This is a genomic window from Acinetobacter sp. YH01024 (assembly GCF_013420195.1).
In the GTDB taxonomy this organism is placed as follows: Bacteria; Pseudomonadota; Gammaproteobacteria; order Pseudomonadales; family Moraxellaceae; genus Acinetobacter; species Acinetobacter amyesii.
Genome location: NZ_VOYQ01000034.1, coordinates 18,233 through 37,322 on the forward strand (window position 1 = coordinate 18,233; position 19,090 = coordinate 37,322).

At 40.2% G+C, this 19,090-nt stretch carries 18 protein-coding genes and 1 pseudogene; 4 read left to right on the plus strand and 15 right to left on the minus strand.

Features of this window, described 5'->3' with window-relative positions:
• Positions 1–19: 19 nt before the first annotated feature.
• From atpD to FTT88_RS12820, 9 genes are all read right to left on the minus strand, one after another.
• On the minus strand, positions 20–1,414 hold the full coding sequence (gene atpD, locus FTT88_RS12780) for a F0F1 ATP synthase subunit beta (RefSeq protein WP_078191473.1): 1,395 nt from the start codon (positions 1,412–1,414) through the stop codon (positions 20–22).
• A 29-nt stretch (positions 1,415–1,443) separates the two neighbouring features.
• Complete coding sequence (gene atpG, locus FTT88_RS12785; protein ID WP_078191474.1) at positions 1,444–2,313, minus strand: F0F1 ATP synthase subunit gamma; 870 nt, start codon at positions 2,311–2,313, stop codon at positions 1,444–1,446.
• Between the two features lie 88 nt (positions 2,314–2,401).
• Positions 2,402–3,946 (minus strand): F0F1 ATP synthase subunit alpha, encoded by a 1,545-nt coding sequence (gene atpA / locus FTT88_RS12790; RefSeq protein ID WP_078191475.1) that lies wholly within the window; start codon positions 3,944–3,946, stop codon positions 2,402–2,404.
• 42 nt (positions 3,947–3,988) lie between these two features.
• On the minus strand, positions 3,989–4,525 hold the full coding sequence (locus FTT88_RS12795; RefSeq protein WP_078191476.1) for a F0F1 ATP synthase subunit delta: 537 nt from the start codon (positions 4,523–4,525) through the stop codon (positions 3,989–3,991).
• Between the two features lie 12 nt (positions 4,526–4,537).
• Complete coding sequence (locus tag FTT88_RS12800) at positions 4,538–5,008, minus strand: F0F1 ATP synthase subunit B (RefSeq protein WP_078191477.1); 471 nt, start codon at positions 5,006–5,008, stop codon at positions 4,538–4,540.
• A 38-nt stretch (positions 5,009–5,046) separates the two neighbouring features.
• Positions 5,047–5,292 carry a F0F1 ATP synthase subunit C gene (atpE, locus tag FTT88_RS12805; RefSeq protein ID WP_000424060.1) on the minus strand — a complete coding sequence of 82 codons (246 nt, stop codon included), beginning with the start codon at positions 5,290–5,292 and terminating at the stop codon, positions 5,047–5,049.
• Between the two features lie 84 nt (positions 5,293–5,376).
• The gene (gene atpB / locus FTT88_RS12810; protein WP_078191478.1) at positions 5,377–6,252 is read right to left on the minus strand and encodes a F0F1 ATP synthase subunit A; all 876 of its coding nucleotides are present in this window, start codon (positions 6,250–6,252) and stop codon (positions 5,377–5,379) included.
• Positions 6,253–6,354: 102 nt separating this feature from the next.
• Positions 6,355–6,753 carry an ATP synthase subunit I gene (locus FTT88_RS12815; RefSeq protein ID WP_078194025.1) on the minus strand — a complete coding sequence of 133 codons (399 nt, stop codon included), beginning with the start codon at positions 6,751–6,753 and terminating at the stop codon, positions 6,355–6,357.
• A 170-nt stretch (positions 6,754–6,923) separates the two neighbouring features.
• Complete coding sequence (locus FTT88_RS12820; protein WP_180022172.1) at positions 6,924–7,763, minus strand: metal ABC transporter solute-binding protein, Zn/Mn family; 840 nt, start codon at positions 7,761–7,763, stop codon at positions 6,924–6,926.
• A gap of 139 nt (positions 7,764–7,902) precedes the next feature.
• On the opposite strand from FTT88_RS12820, the gene FTT88_RS12825 reads away from it, so the two are divergent.
• From FTT88_RS12825 to znuB, 3 genes are read left to right on the plus strand one after another with little or no spacing between them, the layout of a single operon-like run.
• Positions 7,903–8,400, plus strand: a complete 498-nt coding sequence (locus FTT88_RS12825; protein WP_078191481.1) for a transcriptional repressor — start codon at positions 7,903–7,905, stop codon at positions 8,398–8,400.
• A 2-nt stretch (positions 8,401–8,402) separates the two neighbouring features.
• Positions 8,403–9,164 carry a zinc ABC transporter ATP-binding protein ZnuC gene (znuC, locus tag FTT88_RS12830; protein ID WP_373683469.1) on the plus strand — a complete coding sequence of 254 codons (762 nt, stop codon included), beginning with the start codon at positions 8,403–8,405 and terminating at the stop codon, positions 9,162–9,164.
• A 3-nt stretch (positions 9,165–9,167) separates the two neighbouring features.
• Positions 9,168–9,968 (plus strand): zinc ABC transporter permease subunit ZnuB, encoded by an 801-nt coding sequence (gene znuB / locus FTT88_RS12835; protein ID WP_180173989.1) that lies wholly within the window; start codon positions 9,168–9,170, stop codon positions 9,966–9,968.
• 105 nt (positions 9,969–10,073) lie between these two features.
• On the opposite strand, the gene FTT88_RS12840 is transcribed toward znuB, so the two are convergent.
• A complete protein-coding gene (locus tag FTT88_RS12840) occupies positions 10,074–10,694 on the minus strand; it encodes a LysE family transporter (RefSeq protein WP_180118115.1) in 621 nt (206 codons plus the stop codon).
• A 159-nt stretch (positions 10,695–10,853) separates the two neighbouring features.
• Between FTT88_RS12840 and FTT88_RS12845 the strand changes: the two genes are divergently transcribed.
• On the plus strand, positions 10,854–11,774 hold the full coding sequence (locus tag FTT88_RS12845; RefSeq protein ID WP_180173990.1) for a Dyp-type peroxidase: 921 nt from the start codon (positions 10,854–10,856) through the stop codon (positions 11,772–11,774).
• Positions 11,775–11,816: 42 nt separating this feature from the next.
• On the opposite strand, the gene FTT88_RS12850 is transcribed toward FTT88_RS12845, so the two are convergent.
• The 5 genes and pseudogenes from FTT88_RS12850 to FTT88_RS12870 form a co-directional block, all read right to left on the minus strand.
• Positions 11,817–12,467 (minus strand): hypothetical protein, encoded by a 651-nt coding sequence (locus FTT88_RS12850; protein WP_180005344.1) that lies wholly within the window; start codon positions 12,465–12,467, stop codon positions 11,817–11,819.
• Positions 12,464–14,776, minus strand: coding sequence for a hypothetical protein (locus FTT88_RS12855; protein ID WP_180173991.1), 2,313 nt, complete (start codon positions 14,774–14,776; stop codon positions 12,464–12,466). The genes FTT88_RS12850 and FTT88_RS12855 overlap by 4 nt, the downstream gene beginning before the upstream one ends.
• The gene (locus tag FTT88_RS12860) at positions 14,760–15,341 is read right to left on the minus strand and encodes a hypothetical protein (RefSeq protein WP_180173992.1); all 582 of its coding nucleotides are present in this window, start codon (positions 15,339–15,341) and stop codon (positions 14,760–14,762) included. The genes FTT88_RS12855 and FTT88_RS12860 overlap by 17 nt, the downstream gene beginning before the upstream one ends.
• Positions 15,342–15,352: 11 nt before the next feature.
• The gene (locus tag FTT88_RS12865; protein WP_180173993.1) at positions 15,353–18,667 is read right to left on the minus strand and encodes a type VI secretion system Vgr family protein; all 3,315 of its coding nucleotides are present in this window, start codon (positions 18,665–18,667) and stop codon (positions 15,353–15,355) included.
• Between the two features lie 312 nt (positions 18,668–18,979).
• A pseudogene (locus FTT88_RS12870) lies at positions 18,980–19,090 on the minus strand (IS5/IS1182 family transposase); the annotation flags it as partial.

A 19,090-nucleotide genomic window follows, 5' to 3' on the forward strand; every position in this document is an offset into this window, starting at 1 on the left:
TCCTAAATTAGGTAACTAATTAAAGTTTCTCAGCTTTAGCAATCACTTCGTCAATACCACCAACCATGTAGAACGCTTGTTCTGGAATGTGGTCGTATTCACCAGCTAGAAGACCTTTAAAGCCACGAATTGTTTCTTTAAGCGGTACAAGTTTACCAGGAGCACCAGTAAACACTTCAGCTACGTGGAACGGTTGAGAGAAGAAACGTTGGATCTTACGTGCACGGTATACAGTAAGTTTGTCTTCTTCTGCCAATTCGTCCATACCAAGAATTGCGATAATGTCTTTCAATTCTTTGTAACGTTGAAGAACGTTTTGAACTGAACGAGCGATTTCGTAATGCTCAGTACCCACTACAAGTGGATCTAACTGACGTGAAGTAGAGTCAAGTGGATCGATCGCTGGGTAAATACCAGAAGATGCGATGTCACGGCTCAATACAACAGTCGCGTCCAAGTGAGCGAAGGTAGTAGCAGGCGATGGATCTGTTAAGTCATCGGCAGGTACGTATACCGCTTGGATTGACGTAATAGAACCAGACTTAGTAGACGTAATACGTTCTTGAAGAACACCCATCTCTTCTGCAAGAGTCGGTTGGTAACCTACTGCAGATGGCATACGACCTAGAAGTGCTGATACTTCAGTACCCGCTAGTGTATAACGATAGATGTTGTCGACGAACAATAGAACGTCACGGCCTTTACCGTTTTCGTCTTTTTCGTCACGGAAGTACTCAGCCATAGTCAAACCAGTCAACGCTACGCGTAAACGGTTACCTGGTGGCTCATTCATCTGACCGTAGACCATTGCTACTTTGTCTAGAACGTTAGAGTCTTTCATTTCGTGATAGAAGTCGTTACCTTCACGAGTACGTTCACCAACACCAGCAAACACAGATAAACCTGAGTGAGCTTTCGCGATGTTGTTGATCAACTCCATCATGTTTACAGTTTTACCAACACCGGCACCACCGAACAGACCAACTTTACCACCTTTAGCGAACGGGCAAAGTAAGTCAATTACTTTAATACCAGTTTCTAAAAGGTCAGTAGAAGCCGCTTGTTCTGCATAAGAAGGCGCTTGACGGTGAATTGGTAAACGAGCTTCAGTACCAACAGGACCAGCTTCGTCGATAGGGCGACCAAGAACGTCCATGATACGACCTAAACATGCAGTACCTACAGGTACAGAGATAGGCGCGCCAGTGTTAGTTACAGTAAGACCACGCTTAAGGCCTTCAGTAGAACCCATTGCAATAGTACGAACTACGCCATCACCAAGTTGCTGCTGAACTTCTAATGTAGTTTCAGTACCATCAACATGGAGAGCGTCATAGATCTTAGGAACGCTGTTACGTTCAAACTCGACGTCGATAACCGCGCCGATGATCTGAATGATACGACCGCTACTCATTGCTGTCTCCTCAATTCAAACTAATAATGTTAAACGGCAGCGGCACCACCAACGATCTCAGAGATTTCCTGAGTAATCGCGGCTTGACGCAGCTTGTTATAAATAAGTTGTAGGCTCTTGATCAATTCACCCGCGTTATCAGTTGCAGCTTTCATTGCAACCATACGAGCAGACTGTTCACATGCGATGTTTTCAATCACACCTTGATAAACCATAGACTCAATGTAACGAACCAATAAACCATTTAAAAGCTCTTCAGCTTCTGGTTCATAGATATAGTCCCAACCGTATTGACGGTTTAGACCTTCGCTTTCCTCAGCAGCTGCTAAAGGAACAAGCTGTTCGATTTTTTGGTTTTGAGTCATGGCGTTGACAAAGCCGTTTGACACTAGATAAATACGATCTAACTCGCCTTTATCAAACGCGTCTAACATCACCTGTACAGAACCAGTTAACTGTTCAAGACTCGGAGCATCACCTACGTTTGTAGTTGCACCAAGAACTTTACCGCCGTAGTTTTTAAAAAACGAAACCGCTTTTTGACCAATTAAAGCAAATTGAACTTCAATTGACTGCTCTTGTTGCTGTTGTACGTGTTTTACCACTTTTTTGAACAAGTTAATGTTCAAACCACCAGCAAGGCCACGATCTGAAGAAACAATGATATAGCCAACGCGCTTTACAGGACGTTCAACCATATAACGGTGTTTGTATTCAGGGTTCGCTTGTACCAAATGAGCAATTACACGGTGCATATTTTCGGCATACGGACGGCCTTGAGCCATGCGCTCTTGCGCACGACGCATCTTAGAAGCTGCTACCATCTGCATCGCGCGAGTAATTTTCTGCGTGCTTTTGATACTAGCTACTTTGGCGCGAATTTCTTTTAAATTTGCCATACGCTTAACCTAGTATTCGAAAGCCCTTTCGAGCTTCCGAAGGTTGATCCGTGAACCAAACCAAAACCAGATTCAACACAGTTGAATCTTAGTAAGTTTGAGTCGCTTTAAAGCTTTCAATACCTGCTTTGATTGCTGCTTCGATTTCTTTATCGTAAGCACCAGTCTCGTCAATTTTTTGCATTAACGCAGCATTTTCTGAACGGAAGTAAGAGATCAATGCCGCATCAAATGCAACGATTTTCTTCACTTCTACGTCAGCCATGTAGCCTTCGTTAGATGCATAAATTGAAACAGCTTGGTCAGCAATTGAGTATGGAGCATATTGTTTTTGCTTCATAAGCTCAGTTACACGTTGACCATGTTCAAGCTGTTTACGAGTTGCTTCGTCAAGGTCAGAAGCGAACTGAGCAAACGCAGCTAATTCACGGTATTGCGCAAGAGCGGTACGGATACCACCTGACAATTTTTTGATGATCTTAGTCTGAGCAGAACCACCAACACGTGATACAGAGATACCCGCGTTCACAGCAGGACGAATACCTGCGTTGAATAATGATGTTTCTAAGAAGATCTGACCGTCAGTAATCGAAATTACGTTTGTAGGTACGAATGCAGATACGTCACCGGCTTGAGTTTCAATAATCGGTAATGCAGTTAATGAACCAGTTTGGCCTTTAACTTCACCATTAGTGAATTTCTCAACGTAGTCAGCAGATACACGTGAAGCACGTTCAAGTAAACGTGAGTGTAGATAGAATACGTCACCAGGATATGCTTCACGACCTGGTGGACGACGTAAAAGCAATGAAATTTGACGGTAAGCAACAGCTTGTTTAGACAAGTCATCATAAATGATAAGCGCGTCTTCACCGCGGTCACGGAAGTACTCACCCATTGTACATCCAGCATATGGAGCAAGATACTGCATCGCTGCAGGATCAGCTGCAGCAGCTGCTACAACAGTTGTGTACGCCATAGCGCCAGTTTCTTCTAGCTTGCGCACAACGTTAGCGATAGTCGATTGTTTTTGACCAATTGCTACGTATACACATTTAATGCCAGAATTTTTCTGAGCGATGATCGCATCGATCGCCATAGCTGTTTTACCAGTTTGACGGTCACCGATGATCAACTCACGTTGACCACGACCAACAGGGATCATTGTATCTACTGATTTATAACCAGTTTGTACAGGTTGATCCACTGATTGACGCCAAATTACGCCTGGTGCTACTTTTTCAACAGCATCAGTAAGTTTTGCGTCAATAGGGCCTTTACCATCAATTGGGTTACCAAGAGCATCTACTACACGGCCTAAAAGTTCTGGACCAACCGGAACTTCTAATACACGACCTGTGCAACGAGCTTTTTGACCTTCTTGAAGGCTTAAGTAGTTACCTAAGACAACGGCACCCACTGAATCCTGTTCTAGGTTCAGTGCCATACCAAATAAGCCGCCGTCGAATTCGATCATTTCACCGTACATTGCATCAGCAAGGCCGTGAATGCGCACAATACCGTCGGAAACCATAACAATGGTCCCTTCGTTCTTAGCGGTCGCGCTGGTGTCCAGATCGCCGATACGCTGTTTAATGAGCGCACTGATCTCGGATGGATTCAGTTGTTGCATTGCGCTATACCTCAATCTTTTTAAAGTTCAGTCTTCGAGCTGTTAAGCAAGAAGACGAGTCCGCATTTTTTCAAGCTTGTTAAGCGCAGAATCATCTATCACTTGGTCGCCTGCACGAATAACTACACCCGCGATTAACGCTGGGTTAACTTCTACTGAAACATTTACGGCAGCTTCGAATTTTTTCTCTAATGCATGCGCAAGTAATTGTTCTTGTACAGAAGTCAATGGGAATGCAGATTCAATCACTACATCCACAGTATTGTTATTCTGTGATTTGAGCTGTTCGTATTCTTCTGAAATTTCAGGAAGAAGTGCCAGACGGTCATTATCAGCAAGCAATGTCAAAAAGTTTGACACTGCTGCAGTCTGGTCTTCACCTAAAACTTTTGCGAAAACACTTACCTGCTCAGCAGGAGTAAGCTCAGGGCGATTTAGATAAGCTGAAAATGCTTCGTCTTGCACCGCAGCACTGAGCAAGTTTAATGCATTTGACCAAGCGTCAGTTGCATTTTGCTCAGAAGCGTAAGCAAATGCTGCTTTAGCGTATGGGCGTGCCAACGTCAAGAGTTCAGCCATAATCCGCCTCTCTTAAAGTTTAGCAGCCAGCTGAGTCAGCATGGCATTGTGAGCTTCTGCGTCAACTTGCTGGTTCAGAATTTTTTCTGCGCCAGTAACTGCAAGAGCAGCAACTTGTTGACGTAATTCTTCGCGAGCAGCATTGATTTCAGTATCAACAGCTTCTTTAGCTTGTTGACGAATACGCTCACCTTCAGCCGCAGCTTGAGTACGCGCTTCTTCTACCAATTGCGCACCACGACGGTTCGCTTGTTCGATCAATTGAGCCGCTTGTGCTTTAGCCGCGTCTAATTCAGCTTTCACTTGTGCTTGCGCATCCGCAAGGTCAGCTTTTGCTTTTTCAGCAGCGTTTAAGCCATCAGCGATTTTACGCTGACGCTCACTAATCGCATTGATTAGTGGTGGCCATACAAACTTCATGCAGAATGCGACAAAAATCGCAAATGCAATCGCTTGGCCAATCAATGTGAGGTTGATATTCATTGCTATTCCTCAATAGTTTAATTTAGGAATTAAGCTGATTAACCTACAAATGGATTAGCGAAGATGAAGAACAAGCCAATACCAACACCGATCATAGGCACAGCATCAAGAAGACCTGCGATTAAGAACATACGAGTTTGAAGTTGTGGAGCCAATTCTGGTTGACGAGCAACAGCTTCTAAGAAACGGCCGCCTAGAAGACCAAAACCAATCGCAGTACCTAAAGCACCAAAAGCGATCAAGATAGCAGATGCAATTGCAACTAGACCTAAAGTGAGTTCCATGATAATTCCTCAGAGGTTAGGTTTATACCAAATTAAGTTAAAAAATTGTGTGCCCAACCACCCTTTGACAGTTGAGCAATACCATTAATGCTTTTCGCTAGCCATACTCATATATACGATAGTCAACATCATGAAAATGAATGCTTGTAACGTAATAACAAGAATATGGAAGATCGCCCAAGGCACAGACAACGCCCACTGGATCCAGAACGGTAGTAATGCGATCAAGATGAAGATCAACTCACCCGCATACATGTTACCGAACAGTCGAAGAGCCAATGAGATTGGACGTGCAATAAAAGTTACTAATTCAAGAATAATGTTTACTGGAATAAGTAATGCTTTTAAAACTGGGTTACTTGGGTTAAATGGGTTAAGTGCAAATTCTGCACCGAATCCGACAAGACCTTTCTCACGGATACTATAGAAAATAGTTAACGCAAATACTGATAATGCCATACCTAAGGTAATGTTAGGATCAGTAGATGGAACGATTTTGAAGTAAACGTGGTGAGGATCCATACCAAACACGTTAGCACCGATCAATTGAGCTGTATAAGGAATCCAGTCAACAGGGATCAAGTCCATCAAGTTCATGAGGAAAATCCACACGAAGATGGTCAATGCTAACGGCGCGATTAAGCGCGATTTGCCATGGAAAGTGTCACGGACACTTGAGTCAACGAACTCGATAATCATTTCGATTGCAGACTGGAACTTGGTCGGAACACCAGAGTTTGCAGCTTTCGCTACAACCCAGAACAACAAACAGAAAACAATACCAAGGCCAATAGACCAACCCATTGAATCCAAGTGAATAGCAGTGAACCCCATCTCTTGAGCTTCTTTAGCAGTCTCAGCTAACTTCCAAGTACCATCTGGCATTTTGCCATAGGTCAAGTTAGTCAAGTGATGCTGAATGTACTCGGTCGAAGTAAGGGCATGTTCTTCAGCAGCCATAAATCACACCTGGTCAATGTCAAAACTAATAGAGAAAACGAATATCGCGTGCTGCCTGATATCTCGTTACTCTCCAAAAAACTTTTCAATTTTTTGTTGTGTTTACACTCGTTTTTTTAAGCGTGTTGCCCAAAAAGGAGCGACCCACGACATACTTTGTACGAGCATAAAACCACAAAACAATGCCACCGCTGACAACGGCTTGACATTGATCAAAATCAAAATGAATCCAACAATCACGATTGCAAACTTGCCCATTAAGCCACGATACATGTTTGACAGCACCTGTTTAGAGGCACGGGCACCAGCCGCACGAAACGACTGCCATGAAAAGTAGCTACTTGCTAGCCAACATACCAACGCACCCAAAGCTGCACTATATGCTGTGATTGTGTCTTTAAGGACCCAACCAATCAGGGCTGAAACAGGAATCATTACTGCTTGTAAGATGACTAAAGCTTTCGCTAATCGTCGATCAATCATGCGACTAGTTCGACTCATTTTTGTTCACTCACAGCAATTCTGCTTGACAAGTTTAACTGATGATTATTTTTAATCGCAGGCATTATAGAGTTACACCCCTTAACTTGCAATCTTTTCCCGACCTTAGTCGTGTTTTTTTAAATTGGCAAACTGCTTTCAAACTAATCAATAGTTGTTTATTTTTTACTTTACTTTCGTGCATTTAGTGTGCATTTCAGGGTTTCATCAGCCAACATCTTCCATGCTGTTACAAAATCCCCTGCCCCACTCATCGTTTCGTCCACCGGCTGAAAGACGATGCCACCGAGCTTTTGATACTGATTTTGGCTGGCATGTGCTTCTGCAAGTAAGCATATTTTTGGCTGCGCGCGATGGTCTTTCAGGTATTTGATTTGTGCCAATGTCGGTGCGACATGTGGATCATCGGTCAACGCACCGGTAAATTTCAAATTCAGTGAGCGCTCAAGATATTGATAGGCATCGTGGTAAGACCAGTAAGGCTGAGCACGGCTCGACACATCTGTTTTTTGGGCTGTGATCAAGAGTTTCTGCGCAAATGCACGCGCATTAGCCCAATATTTTTCACGATGTTCTGGAAACTGTTGTGAACGTAAAGCAGCAATAAAAAAGCCGATTCGAACCGCATTGTTTGGTTCAAGCCAGACATGTGTATCGATTGTGCCTTTTAATGCATTGCCACGAACATCCCGCAAAGGCAACGCACTGATAATGCCTGAGTCTAAAATAGCGATACTTTTGCCACTTTCATCCAACATTTTTGCTAAAGGTGCTTCGTGTGCATGGCCTAACCATAAAACCAAGTTGGCATCTTGCACGGTTTTACGGTGTGCAGGCGTCAAGCTCACATCATGTCCAGATTGATGGTCAAGCAGTAGTTTGGGCTGCTCTACGCCCTTAAGTACATCCTTCGCGATTAAATAAATCGGTTGTGTAGAAACAACGAGACCTTGCGCCCAGCTCATCACACTGAATAAAGCCAAACTACAAAAAAGAAATACACGGGACATGGGGAGAGAGCACCATAAAATGAATAGTGTTATAATATAACAAAATCGTAAAAAAACCTACGTCTGTTCGTAAGTCCTTACGCTTCATGTTAAGATTTAAAGTCTTTTTCTTTATACAGTTTCGTACTCGAGGTTGGCTATGAGCGCATGTTCACACGAACATCATAATGCTTTGCATGGTGTACACGATCATCATAATGTCGAACAGCGCCTTGCTGAAGCTGAGAGTCTCTGTAGTGCGACGGGTGCTCGACTTACGCCCTTGCGTAAAGAAGTATTGGAACTGATCTTAAATGCAACGGGGCCAATGGGCGCTTATGACCTTTTGGCTAAAATCAAAAGTGAGTCTGACCGACCTGCAGCGCCACCGACGGTATACCGTACGCTGGATTTTCTGCTTGAAAAAGGTTTGATTCACCGTCTAACGTCGATTAATGCGTACATCCCGTGTTGTCATCCGCGCGAAGGACATCAAGCCGCATTCCTGATTTGCACCGATTGTAAAATAGTCAAAGAAGCATCTGCTCAAGGCTTGATGGCGCAACTCGATGAATTGTCTGCATCCGATGGCTTTACTGCACATCACAGTATTATTGAAATTTCAGGGATCTGTCAGCAGTGCCGCAGCAAACACTAAATATGAAGCCCATTGTGGCTTTAGAGCATGTTCATGTCCGAATCGATGAACGTGACATTTTAAAAAATGTAGATTTCGCCTTACACGAAAAAGAAATTGTCACCTTGATTGGTCCTAACGGTGCAGGCAAATCCACGCTCATCAAAGTGTTATTGGGTATTGTAAAACCTGTATCTGGTAAAGTGATCAGCATACAAAAATTAAAATTCTCATATGTGCCACAAAAATTTAATCCATCACACAGCTTACCGCTACGTGTGTGTGATTTATTGGCATTAGAAAAATGTGATGCCAGCATTAAGCAAGAAATTATTCGTGATACAGGCATTGCCAAGTTACAACAATCTAAAGTTCAGCAACTATCGGGCGGCGAACGTCAACGTGTATTGATTGCACGGGCTTTATTGCGTCAACCGAATGTATTGGTTCTGGATGAACCTATGCAAGGTCTAGATATCCAGTCTGAAGCGGAACTGTATGACTACGTGCGTAGCCTGCCTGAAAAATATGGCTGTGCAGTTTTGATGGTCTCTCATGATTTACAGTGGGTCATGCAAGGAACACATCGTGTGGTTTGCCTCAATAAGCATATTTGCTGTAGTGGCTTGCCTGAAAATGTGCAGCAACATCCTGAATATCAAGCGATCTTTGGGACAAACCGTGTGTTCTATCAACACCATCATGATCACTGTGCGCATGGCGATAGTGCAACGCCTTGCCAGCATGACTCTCGTCCCCATATTCACCCTGAACCGGAAGCATAATCCATGATGGAATGGCTACAACTCCTTTTGCCAGCATGGATCATGGGCACTTTGCTGGTGTTCCTGACTGCACCCCTCGGCTGTTTAATGCTATGGCGTCGCATGTCATTTTTTGCGGACACCATGGCACATGGCACTTTACTCGGTGTCGCCATTGCCGGTGCAATGAGTCTACCGCTTTGGACAGGCGTTACATTGATTGCGCTCTTATTGGTTGCAATCTTATGGGTGTTACACGACCCTCGCTTACCCAATGACGCTTTGCTTGCGCTATGTTCTGCAACACTCCTGTGCTCAGGCTTACTCTTCATACAACATTTGCCAAGCTTAAGACCTGAATTACTCAGCTATTTATTTGGCGACTTGCTCACCATTTCTTGGTCAGATTTGCCTGTCTTTGCAGTGGTGATCATTGTGGCACTGACCGTGCTTCATAAAAGTTGGCAATCACAGATTCAGATTGCCATTGACCCCGATATTGCGGTCAGTGAAGGTGTCAGCGCCAAATGGCAACGTCTGATTTTTATGTTGTTACTGGCCTTATTTACCGTATTGGCTTTACGTGCTGTCGGCTCATTGCTGATGGGTGCACTGTTAGTGATTCCTGCATTAACCGCTCGTTTATTGGCAAATTCTCCGAAGCAAATGATACTGTGGTCTTTCATTATTGCACAAGTCGGTGTGACCGTGGGGTTATGGTCAAGTGCTGGTTTAAATACTTCTACAGGACTAACCATTGTATTAACTATGGCACTGCTCTTTGCCCTAATTTTTATCCTACAAAAATTTAAGAAAGTCGCTTGAGTAGCAACGTTCATTGCTCAATTCGCGACATATCAAAAAAAAGCCATGCAGTTGCATGGCTTTTTTTGCACGTCAAATACGATGCTCAGAATCATCTCACTGGATTTATTGATGAACTAAGCTCAATAAACTCGCCGCACAAGCAAATAGAACTGCAAAGGTACGATTCAAATATTTTTGTTGTTTGGATGATTTTAACAACCGCAGCACTTTTGCAGCGAGACCGGTATACCCCGCCATGACAATCAAATCGATGCTAATCATTGTTGCAGCCATGATGACATATTGAATCCATTGGGGTTTGGATAAATCTAAAAACTGCGGCAAAACTGCCAACAAAAATACAATCGCTTTAGGATTGCTCATATTGACCAAAAAGCCATGTAAAATTAATTTTGAACGTGATTTATTGGGCAAATTTTGTTGGATTTCAATTGACTGTGTTGGCGCTGTCCACTGTAAATAAGCCAAATACAATAAATAGCCCACACCAAACCATTTCACGATCAGAAATGCCCATGGTGTCGTCGCAAATAAGACCCCTGCCCCAGCTGCAACAATGGCAATCTGAACCAAAAGTGCCAATTGCAGGCCGATGGCATTCCAATACCCATGCTTAAACCCATAATTCAAACCACTCGACATAGACGCAATTGCACCTGCACCAGGGGAAACACTAATCACCCAACATGCCAACATATATGCAATCCAGATTTGATAGGACATCATTAGCTCAAGTTTGAAATGGGTCTGTATTATATGACATTTACTCTATTTTCATGACAATAATGCAAGCTAAAAGGCCAAATGAAGGCTACACTCTCAGCGCTGCTTAAGGCACAATATACACAGCCACTCAGAAATTATAATTTTTAGGAGCCATGAATGTCTGCTCAATCTGTAATTTTGCCATTACCCTCAGATCATGCTCGTTTTATTGTTTTACGTTTAAAAGATTTAACGATTAGCGAATTAAAAGAACAACTTGAAGACTTATTGAATACTCGTGATCGTCTGATTACCCAACATCCTAATGCACAGATTAAAACGGCTGTGGCTTTTGGACCAGAACTTTGGGCGCAACTTTACAGTCAAGCTCCGGCAGGCTTTAAACAACTTGATCCAATTCAAGGTTCATTTAACATGCCTGTAGTGCCAGCAGATGTGCTGATTCACATTGCGGCACAGCGTACAGATATTTGCTTTGCTTTAAGCCAAGCTTTCTTTGATGGCATTCAAGATAAAGTTGAGGTTTTAGATGAGCGTGTTTGCTTCCGTAATTTCGATGGCCGTGACTTAACTGGTTTTATTGATGGTACTGAAAACCCTCAATTTCCAGATGACCGTGCTGAAACAGCATTATTAGCAGAAGATGCGGGTATTTTTGCTGATGGTTCTTTTGTCTTTGCACAGCGTTATGCACATAACTTAGATAAATGGAAAAAGTTAAAGGTAGATGCTCAGGAACATGTCATTGGGCGCACCAAACTTGAGTCAATTGAGTTGGATGAAGACGAACAACCTGAAAACTCACATGTATCACGTACCGTTGTTGAAAATGGCGAAGGTGAAGAACTAGCAATTTTGCGTCATTCATTGCCTTATGGCGATGGCCGCGGTGACCAAGGTTTGTTTTTTATTGCTTATACCCATGACCTCAGCATTATCGACAGCATGCTGGTTCGCATGTTCGGTACGAGCGGTGACGGTATTCACGACCGCTTACTTCACTTTGTTACGCCAATGGACGGAGCGTATTACTTTGCACCGAGTGAAGAGTTGCTGGAAGAAGTTTTGGAAGGTTAAATAAATAAAGCCGACGAGAGTCGGCTTTTTATTCTTAGAAAATCAAATTATTTTAAAATAAATTTTCTCTCCCTCAGAACACACTCTATAAAAAATTCCGGAAAAATTGTTTTTTGGATCTAAATCACTCATATAAGAATTACAATCCAATAAGTAAGTATTGTCTTTTTGTTTTTCCAAAATAATTTTTTGCGGTTGCTTAAATGAATATTCATCATAATATTCATTAAGGTAATAAATACTTTCTTTTGATTTAGATGATTCAACATCTTTAAAAGAATCACCTCCTCCTATTGGGTTCATCTTTCCATAGGATTGAAATATTTTATCGACATTAAAAATCAGATTTTCATTATTGTTTAACCGAGTTAACTTGGCCCATCCCATCTCAATATTTTCTATCATAAAAATTTTGTAAAAAATTTCGTAATTTTCACCATTTTTTTTGATAAAAAACTCATCGTTATTTGGTTTGTAAGCATTTAGAAAATAACTTTCATCTAGCACACTAGGCTTAAGAATTCTGCAATTCCGTTTGACATTGCATTGTTTAAACGCATAATAAAAATCAACTCTTTCATATATTTTCTCATTTTTATTACTAACTGCATTTAAATCAATATTTTGTTCGCGATCCGATGAATTACATCCTACTAACAAACTACAAGCTATTATTATATGATAAAAATTCATTGCATAATCTCAATATGCATAGCGCCCTCACCTTTTGCATCACCTGGAATAAATCCAGAAATTTTTCCTTCAGACTTAGCTTTAATACAGACATTTTTAAATTTTTGCCCTAAATTACTTAAGTTTGTATTCGAACCAAATCCATTACTATTTAATCCAATGTCTACTACATTCATCTTTTCATACTGAGTTTGAGATACACAATGCAGCGAAACTCTTAGTCCTTTACCTTGAAACTCAATAATTTTTTCAACCATTTTTTTTATGGTAGCATCTTTAGATAAGCCTTTTTTCTTACAATCATCACGTACTCTTTTTACTGCCTCACCAGGTGCACTGTAACTAATAGTTGTGTTGTACATTGCTCTTGCTTGTGATTCTGGAGTTCTTATAGTACTTGTGATCAGAATTTCTTTCATTCCCGCTTCCTTCGCAAGATACGCTAGTACATTTTTTGTTTTTTGACTAACAATATCTTTCCTCCACTGTTCAGCTACACCATTAAATCCAACATTAACTCCTTGTACTGCCAATGGTATTGAAGGTTTATCTATTTTTAAATCTATATCTTTCATTCCATTTCTGATTACATCATTAAAATGGACTATCTCCTTTTCAGATTCAAGTGTGATAACTTTTATATTCTGACCAACATTAGCTTTATGTATTTTTTTTCCTAATCCATGAGTACCACTTGAATGATTTCTTTTGTTACCTCTATATTCTATTAAATAATTACCACCACTAAATAGCTGATCAGTTTTTTTATCATATGTAAGAACACTGAACTCTGCTTCTTCATTATTGTCATTAACTGTAGTTTTTGGGTGTCCATCTTGACTTGTTGCTTGTGTTTGATCTCTTTTGGGAGTTTCATCTCGAGTTTGTTGCTCTTGGCTAGTATTTTTGGTTTTTGATGATTTTTTTTCAGCATTTATCAAATCTAAATCTTTACTTGCTTGTTCCAACACCTGAGAGTCAACATCTATGAATCTAATAGTTTTATTTTTATCGACTTTTATTGTTAATAAATTTTGACCATTTCTTAATTTATAATTTAAATCAAAACCTGGTATAGCATTTACAATTATCTTACCTTCATCATTAGTTTTTTTAGGGTATTCTTTACCTCTGTACCATTGTACTAAATTTAAATTTTTTATAGATTTTCCACTTTTTTTATGCCTAAAAATTATTTCAAATTTATGTAACTTAATTTGTATATCATATATTTTTTTATCATTTAATACAGTGAAAATTCCAACTTCTTGTTTGGAATCTCTTCCACTAACTAAAACTGCGATTTTTTCTCCACTTTCTGCCTGAATACCTTTTTCAACACCATCATTTTCAGTTGAGTGTTTTTTCTCTTTTCCCTTATATTTTAAAAAATAAGAAATTCTTGAAATCGGTTTTCCATCACTATCTAAAACTCTAAGATCAAATTTTACATCTAATTTATTAGAATTATTTTCTTGATTATTACTATTTTCAGTATTTTCTCTTCCGTCTTTATTATTTTGTGGTAGCTCCTGGTTATGTTTATCTGTTCGTGTTTTTATACCACCCATTCCATTATCTACAACAATTATGACATGATGGTTTTTTCCATCAGCAATCAACATTAATTCTTTATTATTTTCATCTTTCACAGATGAGCCATCAACAGAAAATCTTGCTCCCCATCCACCCTTTACTAAAATAGATCTAATAAAGCCCTCTTCATCTATTAACAAATTACTCATTGTTGGAATATATTTTGTCTTCTTATAACTTACATTGACTCTTGATCCCATTAATTTTTTAGCAGATTGATCGATGAATTTAATAAAAAATCGTGAAGTTCCTTTATACCTTATCCAGCACATATCATCATTTTCAGTACCATTTATTTTCACTTCTTCTGTTAATTCGTTGACAAAATTTGGTGGATATTTATAATTTTTTGGGTCCTTATTATTCAAAAATTTTTGAGCTTTTGGGCTATAATATAATACCACTCCATTTGTGAAATCTTCTTCTTCCCTCATGTAAATAGGGTACACAGCATCTATAATATCTTGAGTATCCTTTGAAACCTTATTAGAATTCATTTCAGCTTTAACCTTTTTTACAGCAGCCGTTTGTTCAGTTAAAGCATCAAAATCATCATATAAATATTGTATAATGCTTGGATGACCTACCCACTCACCAAACCCTAATCGATTCATAATACAATGTGCAACTGCTTTTTTTGAAGTAATGCTACAAACACCTGCTTCTCCAGAGATTGTTGCAACAAATGCTATAAATTCATCTGAATATTTCATTATTTTCTCCGCATGGTTTTATTATTGTTTTTTTAATTAATAAACTTGAATAATCATCTGCCAACAATATTAAATTACCATTTTCTAAAAATTTACTTTTCTTTTTAAAATAATTATAATAATCAAATCTTTGATTTAACCCCAAGTATTCCTTATCATTTAAATCAGCAATAATTTTTTTCCTACCAGTGAAAATTATCCTTGCATATATTTTCTTCTTAACACTATCACTTTCTATCAAACAATGATTATTTTCATTAAAAGCAATAAATTCATTAGTAGAATCTTCACTAGTTTCTCCATAAAAAAAGTTTACTTGGCATGGAGATCCACACGAAACTCTAACCCTAAATATATCACTATTAATCTTTGTGATAATTGGAGACTTAACATCTTCTAGCAATAATTTATTGTCCCCATCAACTACTCGGTAAATATTGCAACTTGATTCATATTCGTCTGTGCATTTTGAAACTATTTCAAAATCAGGCCCTTTGGCGTATATTATATTGTTGATAGAAAAGAGATTTATCAAAAACAATCCAATTAAAATATATTTATTCAAGATAATACCTTCTATATTTCTAAATTAATTTCATCACAAAGATGCATTTCGTCATCACATCCGCAACCTTGAATTTCTTCATCTAAAGACTCTGCATCCATTGCTGCATTTTTTTGATATAGAGTTATATAAGCACCTGGTACTAATGCCAGTTCTACATTTTCAATAGCATCACTATAAATACGTGCACTACTTTGTTGCTCAAACTGGTACTCAGCTTCAATTTTTTTAGAATGGTTAATAAGTTTATATTTCATATTTTTTAATATATTAGTATCAAATATTTGACTTAAGTCAAATCTCATACTATACAGCCCACTTTCAGGCAGCTTAGGTAATTGTGCATTTACAGTCGCTCCTCCCACAAAACTATGCTGCCCCGCCTTACTCTCAAACTTGCCGCCTGTTGTTGTAAATATTCCACTGCCATTAATTTTCAGCTGTGAACCTCCTGCAGTCAGCACAATTTCTTTAGGACTGGTAATTTCAATTTTATCTTCTGTTGAAATGAGCTTAATCACCTTTCGTGCAATTGCTTCAATAGCATCATCTTGGGCTTGTAATTCAACTTTCCCTTTTGCGGCATAAGCACTCAGGCCCTTTTGAGCCGCAAACAGACTGATTTTGTCTTGTGCATGACCGACAATATTCTTTTGAGCACTGAAATTAATCGAACCTTGCGCACTTTCTGCAATATCCTGCGATGCTTGTAAAACAATATCTTCCGGTGTAGTGAGTGCAATACCATTAGGTGATGCAAGCAACATCAACGCTTGGCGGAATAATTTGCCTTGTTCTTGTTTTGCCGCTGTATTGGATTTTTCTAAACCTTGCGCATAGCCTTCCATAAAGCCTTGTACTTTTTCTAATGCTTTTATGGGTGTCATCGCTGGTGGCAAACCAAAACCACCATTATTCAACAAATCATCAGGGTTAAATTTGATGTCTTCGATCAATTTACCCACATCTTTTAATACTTTTAATGGATCTTCTTTTAGGTTACTTTTCAGACTTGCAACCCGCCCTTGAATCACATCCTTACCATTTTCTTCAATATGATCTATGACAGACTTTAAGTTATCAAAGGCATCTTCGGCATCATTAAAAAATGCTTTAAATTCTTTTACTGTACTTTTGACATCATGTGCGATTGAGCCCATTTCTTTGACAAAACTTTTGCAGTTTTTTAACGCTGCCAATGGGTCTCGACTTAGCTCCTCCTTGAACAAATTTAAAGTCGCTTTGACACCTTCAGTAGTACTTTTGATTTCTAAAGAGTTTATTAACTTCGGCAAACGGTTAATCACATTCAATGCATCGGTCTGTTGCTTTACAGCCAAGCCGCTCAGCATATTCATGCTCTGATGCCCTTGATTTAAAAGAGACTGAGCTTCAGCAGCAGCAAGATGATCGGCAACTGCTTTATCCTGCGCATAGGTACTAATGAGTAAACCTTTACCTGCACGCATTGCTCCCCAAGCATCCGTTCGCAGCTCAAACCCCTCACCACGGCCATGGCTACTGTCTTGTTCTTTAGGATGGCTGAGATTACCTAAATTCAGCTGTGTCGCTGCATGACTACTTTGTAATTGGGTACTGATCTGCCCTGTCGTGTCATCAAAGCGCAGTTGGTTAAAGCCTGCTCCCGCAACTTCTTGTGAGCGGATACCACTGAGTTTTTTGGTTTCAGGAAGCTGACCTTTGAGGTCAAACATGGTCTGAGATCGCTCAGCCTCATGTATTCGTCCTACTACAAAGGGACGATCCACATCACCCTCAAAAAAGTCGATGACCACGATCTCACCAATACGAGGATGAAAACGTGCCCCATAACCTTCTCCCGCCCATGGAGTTAGTACATCGACCCAAGCCGAGTCACTGTCATTATCATTACTCCCTGCTCCACCATCATGATCGTGGTCATCGCTGCGGGTGAACGTAAACCGAACTTTGATACGCCCCCAAGCATCGACATAAATACTTTCACCTTCTGGACCGACCACTTTGGCCCGCTGTGGAAATGCGGGTGGGCGGTGTAATAAAGGATCATATTCAGGCACCACAGAAATTTGCCGACGGACCACATACAGCTCGCTGGCCTGCCGTTCATCCCCTAAAGATATCCAGCGGCTCGCCGCAAGTAACTTTTCTAATTGAACCAAAATATCTTTGGGTAAATTATTTTGGTTATAAAATGCTTTGCCTAGTATGAGAAATTCACGATCTGTCGTTTGATGTTGATCGATTTCAGGATGATTTTCTAATTCAAACCAATACCCAACTTGTGCATCCCTTACGCTACTGCTGGCGGTAAAATATTTGGCTTGTAATTCCTGATATTGATTGATTTGCCGATTCAACTGATCCAATTGCTGTGTATTTGAAGTGGTCGCCTGATCTGCACCTTTAAGGTCAGTTGTCCAAGCCGAACTTACGGTCCAAGCCTGCTCTAAACTTAAGGTTTCATTGTGCTGTTGCTCACTCTGTGCATGGGCGCTTAAAAGCGGATTACTTTGGTCTTGTGCCAAATGTTGAGCTTGCCAACGCTGCGTTTGAATCGTGGTCGATTGTAAAAAGCGTTCTGCCACAAAACTGGTGATTGTGTCCAAACGTTCCGTGGCATGACTACGATGAAAGCGAATTTTTTTCCGCTCTAAAGCACTATAAGCCTGATTCGTATCAATTAAACGCAGTTGCTGTGCTTGCATCGGTGCAGCCGAAAATGCAACAAATAACTCTGCTTCATCAATTAACCAATTGATCCCTTCACTGCGCCAAAGGCGGGTTAAAAATGCATAATCACTTTCATTCGCCTGCATGGTGAATGGACGCACATCATAAGTACGTGCCAGCCCCTCTAAGTTCAAGCTTAAACTGGCAGCAAACAGCGCACTTTTTTTCTGCCATTCACTAAAAATAATCTCGGTCATCTCCCCTACCGATTTATTCATAAAGACACGGCTGTTACGACGCTTATGCCAGAGTGCTGTGGCATCCTCAATCACCAGTTTATAAACGGTCAGTGCACCATCACTTTGACCTTGGCTAGCCCCAGTAATCACACCAGTCAGGCGACTGAGTTGTCCCAAATCTGTCACTTGATCGACAGCCACTCGGCCGCCTATAAACTGCTTTAAAGCCAGATGAACATTGGTCGAGAGACAAATAATTTCTGCACGAAAGCCTTGATTAATACGGTGCTGACCTTCAATCCGTTGAATAAAAACTTCAGAATTTAGATGTTCATTTGAGAAATGAATGTGTAGCGCACGTTTCTGTACGCTAAAGCCAAAGTTTTCCACCATGGCGTGAATATTTTTAAGCATTGTTATTATGTATTGAATTTTTTTTAATGACGGCATTTTAGGAAATGTTTATTTTTTCGTCTACCCTATTTTGCAAATAATTTGTTGAATTCTTCTTTTTGGCTTTCACATCACTTTAGGATTCAAGTGAATAGGAACATCAATACTGGATCATTTTTGCTGAGCTAACTTTTCGCAGCCGCTGAGATGCTGCTACACTCAAAATGCAATCTATAAAAAATTTTAAGCTCCATGATCACAATTGAATCCAAACTGCCTGCCCAAGGTGTGACTATTTTTAGCGTTATGAGTGCAATAGATTTCTTTCATAAGTCATTTTTCACTCAGCTCCAAGTTATAAATTCCAGCAATTAGATTGAATCTTAATGCTAGTCTTTTGCCTCGATTGCGATATCGCTCAGCAAGAATTTTGAAGGTTTTCAA